Origin of the sequence: Kitasatospora sp. NBC_01539, from assembly GCF_045040525.1 — a bacterium.
GTDB lineage: Bacteria > Actinomycetota > Actinomycetes > Streptomycetales > Streptomycetaceae > Kitasatospora.
This window is the reverse complement of the sequence record NZ_CP109390.1, coordinates 291,716-310,470: the sequence shown is the minus strand read 5'-3', so window position 1 is coordinate 310,470 and position 18,755 is coordinate 291,716. Positions and strand designations below refer to the sequence as shown.

Annotated in this window: 7 protein-coding genes; 2 read left to right on the top strand and 5 right to left on the bottom strand. The window is 70.6% G+C overall.

Annotation, left to right across the window (positions count from 1 at the left end; all coding sequences use genetic code 11):
- Positions 1-69: 69 nt before the first annotated feature.
- Positions 70-6,963, bottom strand: coding sequence for a polymorphic toxin-type HINT domain-containing protein (locus OG335_RS01295; protein WP_405009075.1), 6,894 nt, complete (start codon positions 6,961-6,963; stop codon positions 70-72).
- A gap of 239 nt (positions 6,964-7,202) precedes the next feature.
- Positions 7,203-11,447 (bottom strand): LamG-like jellyroll fold domain-containing protein, encoded by a 4,245-nt coding sequence (locus OG335_RS01290; protein WP_405009074.1) that lies wholly within the window; start codon positions 11,445-11,447, stop codon positions 7,203-7,205.
- A gap of 1,221 nt (positions 11,448-12,668) precedes the next feature.
- On the opposite strand from OG335_RS01290, the gene OG335_RS01285 reads away from it, so the two are divergent.
- The gene (locus OG335_RS01285) at positions 12,669-14,639 is read left to right on the top strand and encodes an amino acid transporter (RefSeq protein WP_405009073.1); all 1,971 of its coding nucleotides are present in this window, start codon (positions 12,669-12,671) and stop codon (positions 14,637-14,639) included.
- A gap of 72 nt (positions 14,640-14,711) precedes the next feature.
- Here OG335_RS01285 and OG335_RS01280 read toward each other — a convergent pair whose 3' ends face one another.
- Both OG335_RS01280 and OG335_RS01275 read right to left on the bottom strand, forming a co-directional pair.
- A complete protein-coding gene (locus OG335_RS01280) occupies positions 14,712-15,113 on the bottom strand; it encodes an STAS domain-containing protein (RefSeq protein ID WP_405009072.1) in 402 nt (133 codons plus the stop codon).
- 253 nt (positions 15,114-15,366) lie between these two features.
- Positions 15,367-15,942, bottom strand: coding sequence for a MarR family winged helix-turn-helix transcriptional regulator (locus OG335_RS01275; protein WP_405009071.1), 576 nt, complete (start codon positions 15,940-15,942; stop codon positions 15,367-15,369).
- A gap of 83 nt (positions 15,943-16,025) precedes the next feature.
- Between OG335_RS01275 and OG335_RS01270 the strand changes: the two genes are divergently transcribed.
- Entirely contained in the window at positions 16,026-17,219 is a 1,194-nt protein-coding gene (locus OG335_RS01270) for a PP2C family protein-serine/threonine phosphatase (protein WP_405009070.1), read from the top strand.
- An 83-nt stretch (positions 17,220-17,302) separates the two neighbouring features.
- On the opposite strand, the gene OG335_RS01265 is transcribed toward OG335_RS01270, so the two are convergent.
- Positions 17,303-18,727: an SGNH/GDSL hydrolase family protein gene (locus OG335_RS01265; RefSeq protein WP_405009069.1), complete on the bottom strand. Its 1,425-nt coding sequence runs from the start codon at positions 18,725-18,727 to the stop codon at positions 17,303-17,305.
- Positions 18,728-18,755: the final 28 nt, after the last annotated feature.

Sequence of the window (18,755 nt, the reverse complement as noted above, 5' to 3'; positions counted from 1 at the left end):
TGACATCTCCTTCACTAATGACTTGCTAAGTTGCAGGCCAGTCTGCCACCCGCGACTGGCCTTGGGAGTTTATGGGGTCTTCTGTCCAATATTATTCCATCCGCCGTCCGTCAGGAGCTGGTCGAATTCCCCCCTGGTCATGACCCGTGTGGGATATAGGGTCACGTGCCCCGCGGGCATGGTCCCTCCAACATTTACACCATCAGCGATCGATCCCACGCCATCGGGCAGCTCAGAAAACGAGCGGATCTGTTGGCCAGCGGACAGTCTTGCCGATACAAGATCATCAACGCTGGAATATGCGGACTTGCCGTGGACGTTTAGATTGGCGAGATCCTCGGGCGTGGGAGGGTGGATATTGCCATCAGCGTCCACAGGAAGGTCGTCTGGGCGAGCCTTCGCTGCTCCCGCGAAGAAGCACCTATCTTCATTGTGCACCAAGATCGGGGTGCTGCCTGCGAGCACATAGTACGTGTGGAGGTCTCGGACAGTCAGGTTGAAGGCGGCCTGCAGCCCGGCCCAGTGATTGGTCTTGGCGATGGTGACCGTCGAACCGGTGCTCGTGCGCAGTGAGTCGCCCGCCACCAGATCCGCAGCATCGAGCCACTGGTGCCGGTTCTCGGACCAGAACGGGTGGTGATCGGTTGCTGTCAGGGAACTTGTTGCGCCGTCAGCAGTCCGGATGGTGAGGGTGGTGAACTGGCGGTCGTCAGGCGTCGCGATGGTGGCGTCGACCTTGCGGGGGCCGGTCTCGCCGGTCTCAGGGTCGGTTGCGGTGATCTCGTCGCCGACTGCCAACTGTTCGATCGGCACCATCGAGCCGTCGGCTTCGAGGACAAGAGTGCCGGCGGGGAAGCTGTTCTTGCAGGTCTTGGGGTTGGTCGTGGGCTCGGCGCCCGGCTTCTTGCCCTTGAGCTTGTCGTAGCGGCCGGACGGCAAGTCACCGAACATGTCATTGATATTGCTGCCGGCGATGATCGCACCAGCGAGCATCCTGGAGTCACAGCTGTCGGCATCGACGCAGCCGAGGAAGAGGTCCCGGGCAAGGATGGACTGGGTGACAGTGCGACCCTCGTCCGACATGGTGTTGTAGGCCGTGACGTCCAGGCACCCGAACCCGTGGATCCAACCATCGCAATCCGCTTCGATCGCCTTGTAGAGCGCGGTGCGGATCTTCTTAAACAGGCGGTGGCTGTTGCGGATGACAATTCCGGGATAGACCTCGGTGTACTTGCCGTCGGTGGGAAGTTCCTCCTGCGGCAGGTACTGCATGGTGCAGGATGCGCCTTCGCATCCGGTGCCGCCTCCGCCGTCGACCGGTGCCAGCCTGAGGCCGCTCGGATCGCTGTAGGCCAGGGGGTTGTTGTTGCTGTAGGTGTAGCCGGCGAGGGACTGCGGGTCGGTTGCGGCCAGGACGGGGTCGACCGAGATGAAGCGGCCGGTGGTGGGGTCGTAGTCGCGGGCTCCGAGGTGGGTGAGTCCGGTGGGTTCGGTGGTGCCGCCGAGGAAACCGTGGGCGCCGGCCCAGCCGGTGGGCGGGGTGCCGCGTGTGCTGCCGAAGGGGGTGGTGCGGCGCTGGTCGACGGCGCCGGTGGTGGCGTTGATGTTGAGTTCGGCGGTGCCGTGGTGGTCGCCGGTCTGGAAGGTCAGGGTGTTGTCGTCGGTGCGGACGGCCGTGGCCGCGCCGAGGGGGTAGTAGCGGGTGGCGGCGGGCTTGGCCATGCCCTTGGTGAGCTTGAGTTCGGTGCCACCGAGGTAGAGGGTCCAGTTCTCGGCGGTGGGGGCGGCGGTGTCGAGGTTGTGGGCGAGGAGGCGGTTGCCGTCGGCGTCGTAGAGGTAGTCGGTGGTGCGGTTGGTCGTGGTGGTGGTGCTGCCGCTGGTGGTCTTGACGGTGTCGGCGACCTGGGTGAGGTGGTTCTCGGCGTCCCAGGTGAGCTTCTGGTCGCTGGACTGGTTGGCGGCGGGCTTGAGGTGGCGGTCGGTGGTGTTGCCCGAGAGGTCGTAGGCGTAGGTCTCGGAGACGGGGCTGCCGAGGGCGCCGGTGACGGTGGAGGTGTCGCCGAGGCGGTGGGTCTGGGGGTAGGTGTAGGTGCTGGTGGCGTCCTGCGCGGTGTTGCCGGCGGGGTTGTGCCGGGTCTCGGTGGCGCGGGTGCCGTCGGTGTTGTAGGTCCAGCTGGTCCAGTACGCGGCCGGGCCGCCGAGGGCCGCGCCGGTGGGCGTGGCCGGGCAGGTGCCGGCGGTGGGGGTGAACGCGTCGGTGAGACGGGTGAGGTAGTCGTACTGGTAGCACTGCCGGTCGGTACCGGAGGCGCTGGCATCGGTCAGGGAGGTGACGTTGCCGGCCTGATCATAGGTATAGCCGGCTTGGCGGAGAACGGTCGTCGCGTTGACGTCGGTGGTGGACGTTTTCAGCCGCTGGGTGCCGCTCTCGTAGGCGTTGGTGACGTGGAACACCTTGTTGGCGGTGCCGTTGGACAGGGTGGACTGCAGCGGCTTGCCGACGTAGTCGTAGATCTGGCCGGTGAGGTAGGTGTTCAGGCCGGAGGCCTTGGTCGGCCGGTGGAGCAGGTCGTAGGTGAGGTTGAGGGTCTCGGCGGCGAGGTTGCCGGCGGCCGGGTAGGAGACGGACTTGGTGGTGCCGTCCGTGTTGTAGGTGGTGAGGGCGTCGTAGGTGCCGGCGAGGTTCTGCTGTCCGTTGGGGACGGACGGGACGGTGTAGCTGGTCCTGCGGGGGCGGTAGAGCGTGTCGAAGAGCGAGTAGGCGGTCTTGTACTCGTACGTGGTGCCGCCGACCGTGGTGAAGCGGCTGCTGGAGGCGAGTTGGCCCTTGTAGCCGGACGGGTCCCAGGTGCGGGAGGTCAGCAGCGGGCCGGTCGCGGAGCCGTCGCGGGTTTCCAGGAGGCGGCCGATGTTGTCGTAGACGGTCGCGATCGTCTTGCCGCGCCCGTCGGTCGTCGAGGTGACCTCGCCCCGGGTGTTGTAAGCCTTGGTGCTGGTGCCGGTGTCGGGGTCGACGGCCTTGGTCTGCCGGCCGAGCTGGTCGTACAGCCAGGCCCACTGCGCGCCGCCGGGGCCGGTGAGCCCGGTCAGGTGACCGGCCGGGTCGTAGCTGTAGCTGACGGTGTCGTAGGCCGTACCGGGGCCGGGGGGCGAGGCTTTGTACTGCCGCAGCTCCGTGACCTGCCCGGCCGCATCGCTGATCGTGGTGGTGGCGGTTGCTCCGGCGGGCGGAATGACGGTGACGCGGTCACCGCCGTACTCGGTCACTGTGGTCGCCAGCGGCGTTCCGACGCCACTGCCCGCCAGCACGGTGGACTTGGTGACACGTCCCAGGCCGTCGAACTCGCTGCGGGTCTGGGTGTCGACGCCGGTGGCGTCCTCCACCTTGGACAGGGTCTTGGAGGGGGCGCCGGTGGCGTAGTAGGGGGCGTAGGCGAGGACGGCTTGGCCTCGCTCGTCGTAGAAGGTGTCGGCGATCAGGCGCCCGCCGGTGTCACCCGGGACCTGAGCCTGGCGTGTGCGTCCGAAGCCGTCGTAGAGAGTGTAGGAGGTCTCCTGGGACTGGTCGTTCGCAACCGTCTTCGTAGAGACCGCAGTGATCTGCTGATCGGTCAGGGTGTAGGCGTACTCGTAGTTGGGGGTATTGCCGCTGGACTTGGACTGGTCGGGCAGCCAGACCTTCAGAACCCGGCCGAGTGCGTCGTAGGTGCTGTCGGTCCTCTTCGTGTTGGCGTCGGTCGCGGTGACCGTCTGGCCCCGCAACAGGTCGAAGGTGTTCGTCGTGACCTGGGTGGTCGTACTGTCGGTGGCCTTGGCGGGGGGTGATGTGATCACCGACTGCGTCGGACGACCGGAGGCGGGGGTGTAGACGGTGGTGGTGGTGCGGGCCTCGGGCAGCGCGGTGCTGGTGCTGGTGCCGGTGGTGTTGTCGACGGCGGTGCTGTTCGCGAGTTCGGTGGTGGACAACACGCGGCCGTACACGTCGAAGGTGCTGGTGTTGTCGAGGTAGGTGGCGGCGGCCGAGGTACGGCTCTTGAGGGCTCCGGTGACGGTGATGTCGCCCTTGGTGGGGGCGCTGCCGTAGGCCTGGCCGTCGAAGCGGATCCGGTTGTCGGTGAGGACGGCGGAGGTGCCGTCGGCCTTCGTCACGCGATCGACGGTCGTGGCGCAGTCCGCGGCGACGGTCTCGGTGCGGATCGCACCGACGAGGATCCAGGCGGTGGCGTTGTCGGCGTAGGTCGTGCGGGTGCACCGGTTGTCGGCGGCAACCGCGGTGTCACCGAGGTCCTCGCTCTGGGTGGCCCGGCCGTAGGCGTCGAACGTCGTATTCGCTCGCGTCTCGCGCCACGCCGCACCGACGCCTTGGTCGAGGGAGGTGAACGCCCTGGTGATCTGCGTGCCGGTGAGGTTCGCCGTGGTGGTGCCCCAGTCACGGACCCGGGTGGCGGTGGTCTTCTTCCACGGCGTGTTGACCGCCTTGGTGAGGATCTTGCCGGCGGGCTTGTCGTACTGCTCGGTGCGGTACTCGAACCCGGCCCACGCCTGGTCGTCGGTGATGGTGGTGCCCTGGCCATCGGGGACGGTGACGGTGCGCTTCTGCGTCTTGTCGGTGGGGCTGGTGCGGTCACCGTCCATGCCGCGCAGGAACCAGTGGTCGGTCTGCGTGGACATGGCGGTGGTGCCGCCGGTCTCGACCTTCACATGTTGGTAGCCACGCCACTGGGACCAGGTCTTCAGCTTCTCCTTGGTGATGCCGTCCAGGTCGTCGAAGTGCCAGGCCGCATCACCGAGGTAGGTGTAGTGGGTGACCATGTCGGGGGCGTGACCGGTGCGGTCGGTGCCGGTCACCGACTCGACCACGTACTTGTTGAACCACTCGGTGGTCACCGGGGTGTCGTTGTTCGGCTGGTACTGCTGCGGGAAGCAGCGGGTGATGTTGGTCTGTGGGGTGGGCAGTGCGGCCGGGTCGCACGCTGCGGCGGAGTAGTTGACGTCGGTCTGGCCGCCCTGCTCGTCGGTGACGGTGCCCAGCCGCTGCTTGATGAACGGCAGTCGGCCGTCACCGGTGCGGTCCATCCGGTTGACCAGCTGCTTGTAGGCCAGTGTGGTCTTCGGCAGGGTGACTGTGGGGGTGGTGGCGGTGCCGGTGTGCAGGATGGTGTCCAGCAGCAGCTGGTAGTCGAAGTCGGCCGTACCCCACTTGTGGGTCAGGTCCCAGGTGTCCATGCCCTTGTACGTGCCGTCGCCCTGCAGTGTGGAGGCCACGACCTGGGTCAGGCGGGTGCGGGTGAAGAACGAGGGGCTGAGCACACCGGTGCAGTCGGTGTTGTCCTTGCAGTTCTGGTCCCACGGAGTGTCGTACCAGTACTGCCTGTTGGTGTCGATGTTCGCGGCGTCGCACAGGGAGGCCGTTGTCTCCAGGCACCGTTCGGCGGTCTTGAACTCCACCTTCGCCATCGGCTTGACCGTCGCGGAGTAGATGTCGCTCTGCCGCTGGCCGTACTCGATGTGGTCCAGGCGTCCGCCGCGCACGTACGGGGTGCGGTCGGTGGCCTTGAGGTTGCGCCCGTAGTTGTTGGTCTCCGGGGTGTACCAGTACGTGATGTCGTTGCCGTGGGCGTCGACGACCAGGTCGAGGTTCCACCGCCAGCCCTGCTGGCACCACGACGACCCGAAACCACTGCTGCTGTAGCAGGGCTCGCCGGCATTGTTGCCGAACACCGGCACCGTGTAGACGGACTTCGTCTCCGCCTTGCCCGAGGTCCAGTTCGTCAGCCGGTTGTAGCCGAAGAAGTAGCTGGTGCCGTCGGGGGTGGTGGCCTTGAAGTACTCGCCGTCGTTGTCGCCGTTGCCGCGGCCGGTGTCTCGCACCCGGACGACCTTGGTGTTGTCGTCGCCCTTGATCCGCCACTCGTCCGCCGAGACGGGAATCAGCTCACCGGCGTGCCCGGCGAAGGAGATCGTCGCGTTGTCCGTCGCCCAGCACTGGTCACCGGGGTCGGAGCCGTCGGTCTTCGGCGCACCGTCGTCCGCGCACGCCTTGTAGGTGCGTTCCACGGAGCCCGAGTCCAGCGTGAAGCCGTCGCCGGCCCAGGACCCCTGGTTGTTGGAGTTCGACGTGCGGCCGTCGACACTGCCCGAGTCGTACGCGAGACCGACCTTCGGGGTCAGGCCGCCGGGCATCGCGGTGAGCGGCATGTCGTAGGACCACGTGAACGAGCCGCTGTTCAGCGACGTCGACCACGTGGAGGCCGCCGACAGCGGCGTCGCCTTGTAGTCACCGGTCGGACCCGCATCGCCTGCGGTCGCAGCCAGCACCGTCACCCCGCCCGACGCGGACTGCACACGCACTTGCCCCACCGGTGTGGCAGGTGCGGTCAATGGCACGGCATCGGCGGTGACGGCCTGGTGCTCGGTGTCGTTGCCGCCCTCGAGCTGCGTCTGCACCCGGCACTCGGGCTTCTCGGGCGTGGTCAGTACGCACGCCTGCAGCTGTACCAGGTGCAGGCGGGCGCCGAAGCCGGCGCCGACGGCCTGGGCGAAGCCGGAGTAGTCGACGGCGACCTTGGCACTCGTGCCGGCAGGAGCGCCCGGGGCGGCAACGGTGAGCAGGACGCCGGAGATACCGGCCTTGCGGGCCGTCTCCTGGTCGAGGACCTGGACGTCGGCGGACGGCGAGGTGCCACCGCCGGTCGTGGTGAGGGTGACGGGGAGGTCGCCGGCCTTGATGGGCTTGCCGGGGGGTGCGGTGACCTTCGCGGTGCCGGCTTTGGGCCAGGCGGTGTGCTTGGCCTCCGGCTTGCTGACCGTGGTGTCGGGCTTGCGAGCCTTCACCTTGGTGTCGCTGACCCTGACCGGCTTACCCGGTGAGGGGGGAGCGAGTTTCGGGGATCCGGCCGCGGACGCTGCTGCGGCCATCGGGAGCGTGGGCAGCAGGGACCCGACCAGGACGGCAGCCACCACGGCAGCCGTCCTGGGCCGGGACCGCCGCCAGGCAGCCCTGTTCACAATCATGGACATATTTCCTCAGGTCGGCGTCCCGTTTTGGGGCGCTGTCGGCCGAGCGGCCACGGATGGTGGGGCCCGGAAGACTGCCGCCCCCACCGCAGCGGTGGGGGCGGAGCAGGAGGGAAAGCAGGCCGGGCAGCGATCGCTGCCCGGCCCCGTGTGGCGCCGCGGTCAGACCGGACGCCGGGTACTGGTCAGAACGACGTCGACAGGGCGCTGACCTGCTCGCCGGTCAGAACTCCCTGGTAGACGCGGACGTCGGCGAGTTCTCCGGAGAAGTACTCGCCCCAGGCGGCCGCTGACTCCGTGCGACCGAACTGCAGGCCGCCGCCGGCCGCTTCGAACGGTCTGTACGAGGAGAGCGACAGGCTGCGGCCGGCGCAGGACAGGTCGCTGGTCTCGCAGCCTGGCCGGTCCAGGTCGCCGTTGACGTAGAGCGCAAGGCTCCCGGCGAGGCCGTCGTAGACCAGTCCCAGGTGCGACCACAGCCCCCACTCACTGTCCGGGACGTGCGTGATGGTGGTCTGGGCGGCTCCTGCCGTGTCGGTGGACCGCACCGACGCCTGCCACTCACCCAGGTGCGCGCCCGAACCGGGATCGTCTCCGAGGTAGTGCCAGCGCAGCGTCACCGAACCGCCGTTCGCGCCGGGTACGGACAGGGCCGTCATGTCCCGCCCGGGAGCACCCGCGGTGGCCGCCCACACGGACAGGCTGAAGCTGCGGTCGGTGTGCAGCAGGGTGGGGGTGTTCTCCGCGAAGCCGGTGGTGCCGTTGAGGGACAGGCTCCCTGCGCCGATGACACCGCCTGTCGGGTTGACTTTGGCGCTGCCGCCGAGGACGACGGCAGCGCCGCCGCTGATCTCGTTCGGCGAGGCGAGCGGGTCGCCGCTGGAGGTGGCGAGCTTCCAGTGGCCCAGCAGCTGGGGCACGCTGTTGACGAGGTCGCCGACCTCCGGGGTGGTGATGACGCGGTCCCAGACGCGGACGTCGTCGATGTCGCCGCCGAAGAACTGTTCACTGGCGCCCTCACGGGAGGCGGCACCCAGTTGAAGCGGTCCCGGGGTCGGCCACGGGGTGGTCTGCGTGTAGTCGGCCTCGCCGGCGAGGTAGCCGTTGACGTAGAGGCGGATCTTCTGTGCGACGGCGTCCGAGACCCCGACGAGGTGGGTCCACTGGCCGTCAGTGGCACCGAAACACGGCGTGGCACCGACGGGAGCGGTACAGGCCACCTGGTTGGCGCTGATCAGGGTGGCGCCGGTCGAGTCCTCCTTGTAACGGCCGAAGACCCACTTCTTCGCGTACGCCGAGTAGTAGAGGGACAACTCGCTGTTGTGCACGCCGGTCTGGTTGAGCACCACACGCGCGGCCGTCGAACCGTTGGTGATCGCCGGCAGACGAACCCAGGCCGCCACGGAGAAGCTCCTCGTCGCGTCGACGGCGGTGCGGGCGGTGAGGGCGGTGTCGTCCGTGCCGTCGAACGTGACGGCGCTGCCGCTGACACCGACGGCAGTGCCGGCCTGGGCTCCGCCGTTCAGCGTGAGGGTGTCGGTCTCCGGTGCGCCGGACACCGAGGTGGCGCCGGCTGCCTCGTCCAGGTGCCATACCGACTTCGCCGGTACCCCGGTGGTCAGAGGCTGGTCGGTGGCGACTTTGGTGATATCTGCCGGGGACAGTGCGCGGTCCCACATCTTGACTTCGTCGATGGAACCGGACCATGGAGCAGCCCACAGCTTGTTCCAGCGGTCACGCCCGATCTGAAGGGTGGCGTGGCCGTCCCAGACGGAGGACGGGACGACGGCCGAGCCTGCGGAGGTGCCGTTGACGTACAGCCGGATCGTGTTGGATGCCTTGTCGTAGACACCGGCGAGGTGGGTCCACTGTCCGCTCGCCGCGGTCGCGGCGGAGACGACGTAGGTGCTGGTCGAATCCTGGCCCGCGCCGTCGCTCTGAACCTTGAAGGACCAGCGCGGGTCGGTGCCGACCATGCCGATCCCGAGGGTGAACGAAAAGGAGTCGGCCCCGTTCTGGCTGACTGCGACGCGAGTGGTCGTCGCAGCGTCCGGGCGCACCCATGCCGAGACCGTGTAACTCATGGACGTGTCGAGGACAGCCGAGTCGGTCTGGGCGTAGCCGGTCGAGGCAGCGCCGTTGAACGCCAGGGCCTGGCCGGCATGGCCCGCCGCACCCGCAGTGACGGTGCTGCCGAGGGTGGCGGTGGCGCTGTTGCTGCTACCCGCGAGGGTTGTGCCGCCTCCGGAGTCGTCCAGGGACCAGATGTCGCGCGCGCCCTGCCCGCTCAGCACGTTGAAGTAGTAGGTCTCCAACTGGGACGACACACCCGCGCCGCTGATCGCCCGCACCGAAAGCAGGTGTGGGCCGGGCTTGTCCATGAGCACGCTGATCGTCTGTGCAGCGCCGGCGGTCGTGGCGACCTCGTGGGCCGCGGACGCGGCGGTGTCCAGGCCCCACTGGTACTTCACGACGTTGGTCTCCACCGAGTCGATCGTGAAGGTGCCGTAGCGTCCCACGCCGTCAACAGGCGGGACCGATCCGGCGGACGTACTGATCGGATACGTGCTGGAGGTGACGCCCGGCCCTGCCGGGATCGAGGAGTCGACCCGAACGTAGCAGGCTGTCGGGTTACCGTCGGAGTTCCACGGGCCCCAGGCCGCGCCGTCCCAGGCCCGCACCTCCCAGGTGAAGGAGCGGTCGGTCGGGGTGTTCGCGGGCGGCGTCTGGTTGAAGAGCGAACCGGATGCCTTGAACGTGTTCGACGCCGGGACGGTCGCCTCGGTGCCAGTGCTGAACCAGCGGCGCTTCCACCCGGTGCCGTCGTCCCAGCCGAGCGCGAACTGCGCACCGACCGCCTCGCCGTCCGGGTCCTTCAGCACTGCGGTCAGCTGCGGCACCGTCTGCACCTGCACGGCCGTGCCCGAGCACACGGAACCCGGCTGCATCGACAGATCCGCGTTGGCGGGCTGACGGGGCGGCAGATTGTAGTACACCTGCAGGTAGGCGCCGTCGGTGAACTTCTTCCAGCCGTTCAGATCGCTCTCGTTGGATGCCCTCAACCCGAACGAGGAACTCTGCCACCCCCAGTTCGCACCGTCCTGCACCAGCGTGCGCACGGCGTCCGAGTATTCCCCGCCGAACTCCAGCCAGCCGCCCGCACTGCAGGAACTGCCCGGACCGGTCCAGCCCTTCGCATCGTCGATCGTCTGCAGGTACCGGCTCCAGAACGTCGAGTTGTTCTGCGAGTTCCACGTCAGCTTGTTGGTGAAGTGCCCGGTGTTCCACAGCTCCACCGACGTCTTCTGGCAGCTGTACGACCAGCTCTCGTACGCGCCGAACGTCGCCTTGAGGATCTGCTTCCCGACGAACTGCCCTGTCGGGAACTGGAAGAACGCCCGCTTCACATCAGTGGGCTGGCACCGGGTGGTGTCGCCGCAGTAACCGACGCCCCAGTCATGCACCACGTTCGAGTTGTACGTGAAGTGGTTGTACGCCTGTGTCGGGTAGTACTTCGACACGCCCGCCCAGTCACTCGCGTGCGGGGTGTCCCACGAGGGGTCGATCATCACCGGGAACACCGTCGCCGGATCGTCCAGCATCCCCTGATCCGGCGTCAGCACGAGCTGGTCCTGCGCAGCGGGAAAGTCGACTGCAATCTTCGCCACTCGCGTACCCGCAGCGGGCACAGTGGTTGCGGAAACGGCCGGTACGGCGGTCGCCGCGGAGCGGCCCGCCGCCTTCGCGCCGTCGGCGGACGGCGACGGCGCACCGGAAGCGGACGCCGCGACGGGTGCGGCCGGAGCGCTGGCCCCGGTTGCCGGGGCCCCGGTTGTGGTGGAGTCCCACATCACCGGTACCGGCGCCTTGAAGATCGTACCGCCGGCCCCCGTGTCCACAGCCGACAGAGAGCCGTCAGCGGCCTCCTCGATCCGCAGGCCGTCGCCCTTCATTCCCAGGCGCAGCGCGTTCAGGGCGGGGTTCTTGGCTGCCTCGGCGGTGTGGACGACGAAGACCTGGGTGAAGCCGGTGCGGGTCGCGGTCAGCTTCAGGTCGACGTCGGGCAGGATCGTGCGGTACTCCGCCGTCGCGCCGTCGATGACCGGCTCGGGCAGCGGCTGGGGCCAGGACAGGCTCAGCGATTTTCCGGCGGATGTCATGCGCACCAGTGGTGCGCTGTTGCCGCCTCCGGAGAACGTCACGTCGGCGACCGCTGCTTTCGGGGCGACGGTGCCGTCCGTCCGTTTCCGCAGCGCCGGGTCGATGTCCACCCACCCGCCGGCGCGGCGTACCCGCTGCGGCTGCGCGTAGACGGTCGACTTCAGCCGGCCGTCGGGCTGTGCGACGACATCGACCGATTCCGTGCGCATCGACGGTACGTCGACCGGTTTCCCGGTCCGCTTCGCCTCCGCGACCGCGATGCTCTCCACGGTCCCTGTCGACGGCTTGGTCGACGACGACCCCGAGGCGGGCACGTCAACGGTTCGCGCGTCTCCGGCGGCTGCAGCCGGAACAGCACCCGCCGCCCCGGCACTCGCTATCAGACCGGCGGACAGGCACACCGCGAGCGCTCGGCGCCCCGCGGTCCACCCCCACCGGCCGTGGTCACTTTCAGACCCCATGAACGGCACTCACTCACACTCGGAGATTCGACTGCGAAGCCTCGGGCACGCACACATGGGCAGTCAACGACAAAATTCGTCTGACCAGCATGTTTTGACGCTCCGTAACCAGACGCATGCGACCAAGGGGGGAGTAATCGGGATCAGATGACCCAGGCGATGTGCCGCATATCACATTGCTGTCGTCCCAGGTGGAGGTCACCCAAGGAACCTGCACTCAGCGGGTCTTTGCCCTCGCCGTGACAGTCCGGCCGCGTCTCGTCGGAGGCCTGCCACCGGGCGTCGAAAGTCAGTGGGGCCGGGTCGGGCCGGGCGGCGGTCCGTCAGTGATGTCGGTCCGGGACGGGACCGTGTCCGCATGGCTGACATGGAAGGGGCGGTCGCGGAGAGCGGCGCCGAACTCGCGCGGGTACCGGCCCGCGGACGGCGGCTTCGGTGCGTCCGGCTACCGGGCAGCGGTCCGGGATGTTCGGGCGCGCCTGGACCGCGCGGTCGAACAGGCCGGTGTCGGCGAGTTCGACGGTCACGTCGTCGTCGGCGGCGACGCCCGGCCCTGAGCCTGCGGCGTGGCGTGGCCGAGCGCGGGGACGCGCGGCGTTAAGGATGCGTCAAGGTTCGCCCCGCCGCTCCGGCCCGCAGGGCCCGCCGCCCGCCCCGAGGGTGCCGCCGGGAGGGCGGCGCGGCCCGTGCGTCCGGGCCCTGCGGGTCGGCCGGCCGGCCGGTCGGCGCGGCTCGGCAGGTGCCTCCGGCGGTCGGCCCGTACGGCTGCGGTCCGGCGCCGACTGGCTTGCGGAGCAGGCACGTTGAGGCGTGAGCGGGGAGCCGGACCGGGTGCTGCGCCGGGCGGGGTACGGCGGCGGCAGCGCGGGGCCGGCGGCAGCGGGTGGCCGGTGGGCCCGGCGGGGTACGCGTGCCCCAAGTGGCCCGGGGCGGCCCGGACGGGGCGGCGGGCCGGGTGACGGCTCCGCCTACGCTGGCGTCGCCGCCCTGCCGGGCGGCTCGATCGTCGGCGTTTCCCCGGAGTCCACCGTGTCCGTTTCTCCTGCTCCGCTCCCCGATCCCTCGTCGTCCGGGTCGCCGGGCCGCCTCCGGGCGTGGCTGCTGGAGGGGCTGGCGGACCGGGCCAGCCGGCATCCCGGCCCGCACGCGAAGGCGCCCGCGCACCAGGGGCAGCGGTGGTGGCGGGTGATGTGCCTGACCGGCCTGGACTACTTCTCCACGCTCGGCTACCAGCCGGGCATCGCCGCGCTCGCCGCCGGGCTGCTGTCGCCGATCGCGACGATCGTGCTCGTCGTCGTCACGCTCTGCGGGGCGCTGCCGGTCTACCGGCGGGTGGCCCGGGAGAGCCCGCACGGCGAGGGTTCGATCGCGATGCTGGAGCGGCTGCTGACCTTCTGGCAGGGCAAGCTGTTCGTACTGGTGCTGCTCGGGTTCGCGGCGACGGACTTCCTGATCACCATCACGCTGTCCGCGGCGGACGCCACCGCGCACCTGATCGAGAACCCGCATCTGAGCGGCGTGCTCCACGGCCGCCAGGTGATCGTCACCCTCGTGCTCGTCGCCCTGCTCGGCGCGGTGTTCCTGAAGGGGTTCGGCGAGGCCATCGGCCTGGCCGTGGGGCTGGTCGGGGTCTACCTGGCGCTGAACGTCGTGGTCGTCGCCGTGGGCCTGTGGCACGTGGCGACGGCGCCGCACGTGGTCGCGGACTGGTCGCACGCGCTGACGCTCGAACACGGGAACGTGTTCGCGATGATCGGGGTCTCCCTGGTGGTGTTCCCGAAGCTCGCCCTGGGCCTGTCCGGTTTCGAGACCGGTGTCGCCGTCATGCCGCACATCGAGGGCGGGCCGGGCGAGACCGAGGAGGAACCCGTCGGCCGGATCCGCGGCGCCCGCAAGCTGCTCACCACCTCCGCCCTGATCATGAGCGTGTTCCTGATCGCCACCAGCTTCATCACCACGCTGCTGATCCCCGCCGACGCCTTCCAGCCGGGCGGGGAGGCCAACGGCCGCGCCCTCGCCTACCTCGCCCACGCGTACCTCGGCGGCGCGTTCGGCACCGTCTACGACGTGTCGACCATCGCGATCCTGTGGTTCGCCGGGGCGTCCGCGATGGCCGGCATGCTCAACCTGCTCCCGCGCTACCTGCCGCGCTACGGCATGGCGCCGCACTGGGCCCGGGCCGTCCGGCCCACCGTGCTGGTGCTCACCGCGGTGGCCTTCCTGGTCACGTGGATCTTCGACGCCGACGTCGACAAGCAGGGCGGCGCGTACGCGACCGGCGTGCTCGTGCTGATCAGCTCGGCCGCGATCGCCGTGACCATAGCCGCCCGGCGCGCCCGCCAGCACGGCCTGACGGCCGCGTTCGGCGTCATCGCCGCGGTGTTCCTCTACACCACCGGCCTCAACATCGCCGAGCGCCCGGACGGCGTGAAGATCGGCGCCTGCTTCATCGCCGGCATCCTCCTCATCTCGTTCGCGTCCCGGCTGGCCCGCGCGTTCGAGCTGCGGGTCACCGAGGTGGTCCTCGACGACACCGCCGAGCGGTTCGTCCGCGACTGCGCGCACCGCTCGATCCGGCTGATCGCCAACGAGCCCAGCGGCCGCGACCTCGCCGAGTACCGCGACAAGGCGCACCAGATCCGCACCGACAACGGCATCCCGGCCGAGGACGACCTGGTCTTCGTGGAGGTGGTGGTCCGCGACCCGTCCGACTTCGAGGCCGAGCTGCGGGTGCGCGGCGAGGTGCTGCACGACCGCTACCGCGTCCTGACCCTGGAGCACTCGTCCATCCCGAACGCGCTCGCGGCGCTGCTCCTGCACGTGCGCGATTCCACCGGGCGCCAGCCGCACATCTACTTCGAGTGGACGGAGGGCAACCCCTTCGCGCAGCTGCTGCGGTTCTTCCTGTTCGGTCAGGGGGAGGTCGCGCCGGTCACCCGCGAGGTGCTGCGCGAGGCCGAGCCCGACCGGGCCCGCCGGCCCCGGGTGCACGTCGGCTGAGGGCGCGGGTACGACGGCGCGGACGGGCCCCGGGACAGCGTGCTCCCGGGGCCCGTCCGCGCCGTCGCGTGGTCAGTGGCCGGCGCCGACCACGGCGCTCTCGGGGCGGGCCGGTCCGGTCCGCGCCGCGGGCAGCGCCCCCGGCAGGCCGAGGACGTGCGAGGTGCCGCTGAGGGCCGCGAGGCGCAGGAGGGCGGGTGAGGGGTTCTCCAGGTGGAAGGTGGCGCGTGCGCCGTCGATGCGCTGCCGCGCCCGCAGCAGGCTGCCGAGGCCCGCGCAGTCGCAGAACGTGAGCGCCGTCGCGTCGAGGACGACGATGCGGGGATGGGCGAGGAGGGACTGCCGGACGGCCTCCTCGACCTGTGGGGCGGTGTCCATGTCGAGTTCGCCGGACAGTTCGACGGAGATGACGCTCGTGCCCGTCCTGATGCGCACCGCCAGGTAGCCCGGTGCCGTGCTGGGTCGTTCGGCCACAACGGCCTCCCTTCACCGGGCGGCGTGCAGGACGCAGCCCGGGGCCGCGAACTGCGGCACGTGCCCACCCTAGAGGCAACGTTTGCACTTCGACAACAATCCACCCTCGGCAACGATCGGCGGGTCGCTCCGGGCACGGCCGTCCGGGGCGGCCGCCGGCAGGTGGGAGGGGCCCGTCGGGCCCGGTGGGAGAGGCCCGCCGGGAGAGGCCCGGACCGGCTGCGGGACGGCCGGGTCAGGCGCTCCGGGCGGGTCAGGCGCTGCGGGCGGCTCCGGCGCCGTGCACGCTCCCGGACGCTCCCGTGTCCCCGGCGGTGCCGCCGACCGGCCCCGTGCGCGTCCCCGCGGCGGGGACGCCCGACGCCGCCGTGTCCAGCGCCGCCGTGTCCAGGGCGGCCGTACGGAAGGACCGCAGCCCGGCCAGCAGGGCACGGCGGTCCGCACCGGGCATGCCGTCGAGGATCCGCTCCAGCGCCTGCTCCCGGGTGGTGCGCAGATCGGTGAGGAACGTCCGGCCGGCGGGCGTGAGATGCAGTTCGAGCTCCCGGCGGCTGGCCGCGCTGGCGGTGCGCTGCACCAGGCCGATCGCCTCCAGCCGGTCGCACAGCCGACTCACCGAGGACGGCCGGGAGTCCAGCGTCTCGGTGAGGGTGCGGAGGTTGATGCCGTCGTTGCTCTCCAGCACGTACAGCACCCGCAGCTGCGACACCGACACCGGCGCGGAGACCAGGTCGCGGCCGCCGCCCCAGAGCACCTCCAGCAGCTCCACCACGGACGACGCGACGGCCGCGGTGTCTGAGCGGCCCGGAAGCGGGGAGACGGTGTTCATGGGGCCTATCTTGACACCCCTGCCACACCACAGGACAACCCGTCGGCCGGAACGGCCGGCGGTCGGACGAGAAGGCGGATCGAGTGACAGCCAATCTGTCGACGGTCGAGCGCGCACTGCGCACTGCTGCCCCCTACGCCCTGCTCGACGCCGCGCGGGAGTGCCTGACCGGCCTCTACGGCGCACGGCGGGTCGAGCTGCTGCTGGCCGACTACAGCCTGACCGTGCTGCAGCCGGTCACGGAACTGCCCCGCACGGCCCGGCCGCTCCCGGTGCACACGACGGCTCCCGGCCGCGCCTTCGGGGCGCAGGAGCCCTTCACCGAGCCCGGTCCGGCCGGCGGCGCGGTGCTGCTGCACCTGCCGGTGACCGTCCGGGGCGACCGGCTCGGGGTCCTGAGCCTGGAGCTCGACCGGTCCGGCCTCACGCGGGCCGTGCAGGACGAGCTGTGGGAGGTCGCCGAGATCCTGGGGCACCACATCGTCGTCGCGGAGCGCGACACGGACCTCTACCTCCAGGCCCGCCGCAAGGACCGCCTCACCCTGGCCGCCGAGATGCAGTGGCAGCTCCTGCCGGCGCGCGCCTGCATCCGTGACGAGTACGCCATCGGTGCCCAGCTCGAACCCGCGTACGCGATCCACGGTGACAACTTCGACTGGTCAGCCACCGAGGACCGCCTCACCCTGACGGTCACCAACGGCATGGGCGAGGGCATTGAGGCGTCCCTCCTCACCAACCTCGTCATCAGCGCCCTGCGCAACGCCCGCCGGGCCGGCGTCGACATCGCCGACCAGGCGGCCCTGGCCGACCAGGCCGTGTACGGGCAGTACCGCGGCAAGGCCCACGTCTCGGTGCTGCTCCTGGAGTTCCACCTGGACACCGGCCTGGTGGAGATCGTCGACGCCGGATCGCCGCAGCTGCTGCGGCTCCGCTCGGGGACGGTCGAACACATCCCGTTCGAGGCGCAGCTGCCGCTCGGCCTCGCCGACGACACGCCGTACGAGGCGCAGCGCATCCGGGTCGAGCACGGTGACCGGCTGATCTTCGTCAGCGACGGCGTCCACGCGGTCGCCTCCCGGGCGGGCGAGCCCTACGGCGAACGCGCCCTGTCCCGTGCCATCCTGGAGACCCAGCTGCTGCCCGCCGCGGAGGTGCCCCGCGCGGTGCTGACCGAGCTGGCCCGGCACCGTGACGACGACCCCCGTGACGACGCCCTCCTCGTCTGCCTCGACTGGTACGGCCGGCATCCGGCCCCCGCCGACGCCCCGCCCGCCTGAGTGGGGCCCGCCCGCGCCGTGCCGCCTGCGCCGTACCGCCCCAGCGCGGGGCGCGGTACGGCGCGGGACGCGGCAGGCTCCGGCTACCCGCGGTCGAAGCCGGGCGGCAGGGGAGCCTGCCGGAACAGCGTGCCGGGCACGGCGTCGGCGAGCGCGCCGTAGCCCACCGGGCCGAGGTGCAGGTGGTCGCCGACGTCGTACGCCGGCAGCAACCGCCGCGGCGCCTGCGGGTCGCGTGCCACCCGGTCGAAGTCGATCACGCTGTCGAACCGTCCGCTCGTGCGGATCCACCGGTTGACCCGTTGCCGTGCCGCCTCGCGGCGGCCGTCCGGGTCGTCGTAGGCGGCGTTGCCGCCGAAGGGCGTCAGCGTCGCCCCGTAGACCCGGATGCCCTGGGCGTGCGCGCGGGCCACGATCTGGTCGTACGCGGCGACGAGGTCGTCGGCGACCCGGGTCTGGGCCTCCTCGGTGGCGGCGGCGGTGCCGATGTCGTTGACGCCCTCGAAGACGATCAGCCACTGCACGCCGCTGCGGACCAGCACGTCGCGGTCGAGCCGGGCGAGGGCGTTGGGGCCGAGGCCGTCGTCGAGCACCCGGTTGCCGCCCGCGGCTTCGTTGATCACCGCGGTGCCGGCCGTGTCCGGCCGCGCCTGCAGGCGGCGGAGCAACTGGTCGGGCCAGCGGTCGTTCCGGTTGGTGGTCGAGCCCCGGCCGTCGGTGAGCGAGTCGCCCAGCACCACGGCCGCGGCCTCGCCCCGGGGCGACCACACCTCGACCCCGCTGAGGAAGTACCAGTGGTCGGTGGGGGTCGCCCCGGGCAGGTCCGTGTCCTGGACGTGGCTGCCCGCCAGCAGGTAGCTGGTGGTCCGGGAGCCGGGGTGCGAGGTGATGGCGTCGGACGCCTGGCCCTGGGCCAGGTGGAGCGTGACGGTGAGGTCGGTCCCGGGGGCGAGGTCGAAGTCGAGGGGGTCGGAGACCACCTGGGCGCCGACCGGCACGGACACCGACGGGCGCGCGTGGAAGGTGACCGGCCGGGAGCTGCCGGGCCGGATGCCGCTGGCGCCCGCCTGCCCGCCGGCGGGCAGGGCCACCGAGACAGCGGTCACGGGCAGGGCGGCACCGCCGAAGGCGTTGGAGAACCGCAGCCGCAGCTGCCGCCCGCCGGCCGACACGTGGACGGTCTGCCGCAGCGTGGTGTCGGGGAGCACGAGATGGTCCCGGGTGAACGGCGCCGGCGGCATGTTGCCGGGTTCGGTGAGCTGGGGCATCGACGCCCAGGTGTCCAGCCAGTGCCCCGGGGCCGCCCGGCCGTCGGTGGAGGCGGCGGATCCGGCAGCAGGCGCGGCGGTGGGGCGGCCGCCGTCGCCCGGCGCACCGTTGCCCGGCGCACCGGCGGCGAGCGAGGTGGCGGCGAGCGAGGTCGCGGCGACCACTGCGGCCACGGCTGCCACCGCGGCGGCGCCGGTCGCGACGGTGGCCAGGGGGCGGGTGGGGGTGGTTCGGTCCATGGTTCGGGTGTCCTCCGTGAGCGGCTCG

What these genes read in the sequence shown, in the direction of transcription:
- OG335_RS01265 (WP_405009069.1), bottom strand. Translation starts at nt 18,727, where the DNA reads ATGGACCGAACCACCCCCACCCGCCCCCTGGCCACCGTCGCGACCGGC.
- OG335_RS01275 (WP_405009071.1), bottom strand. Translation starts at nt 15,942, where the DNA reads ATGAACACCGTCTCCCCGCTTCCGGGCCGCTCAGACACCGCGGCCGTC.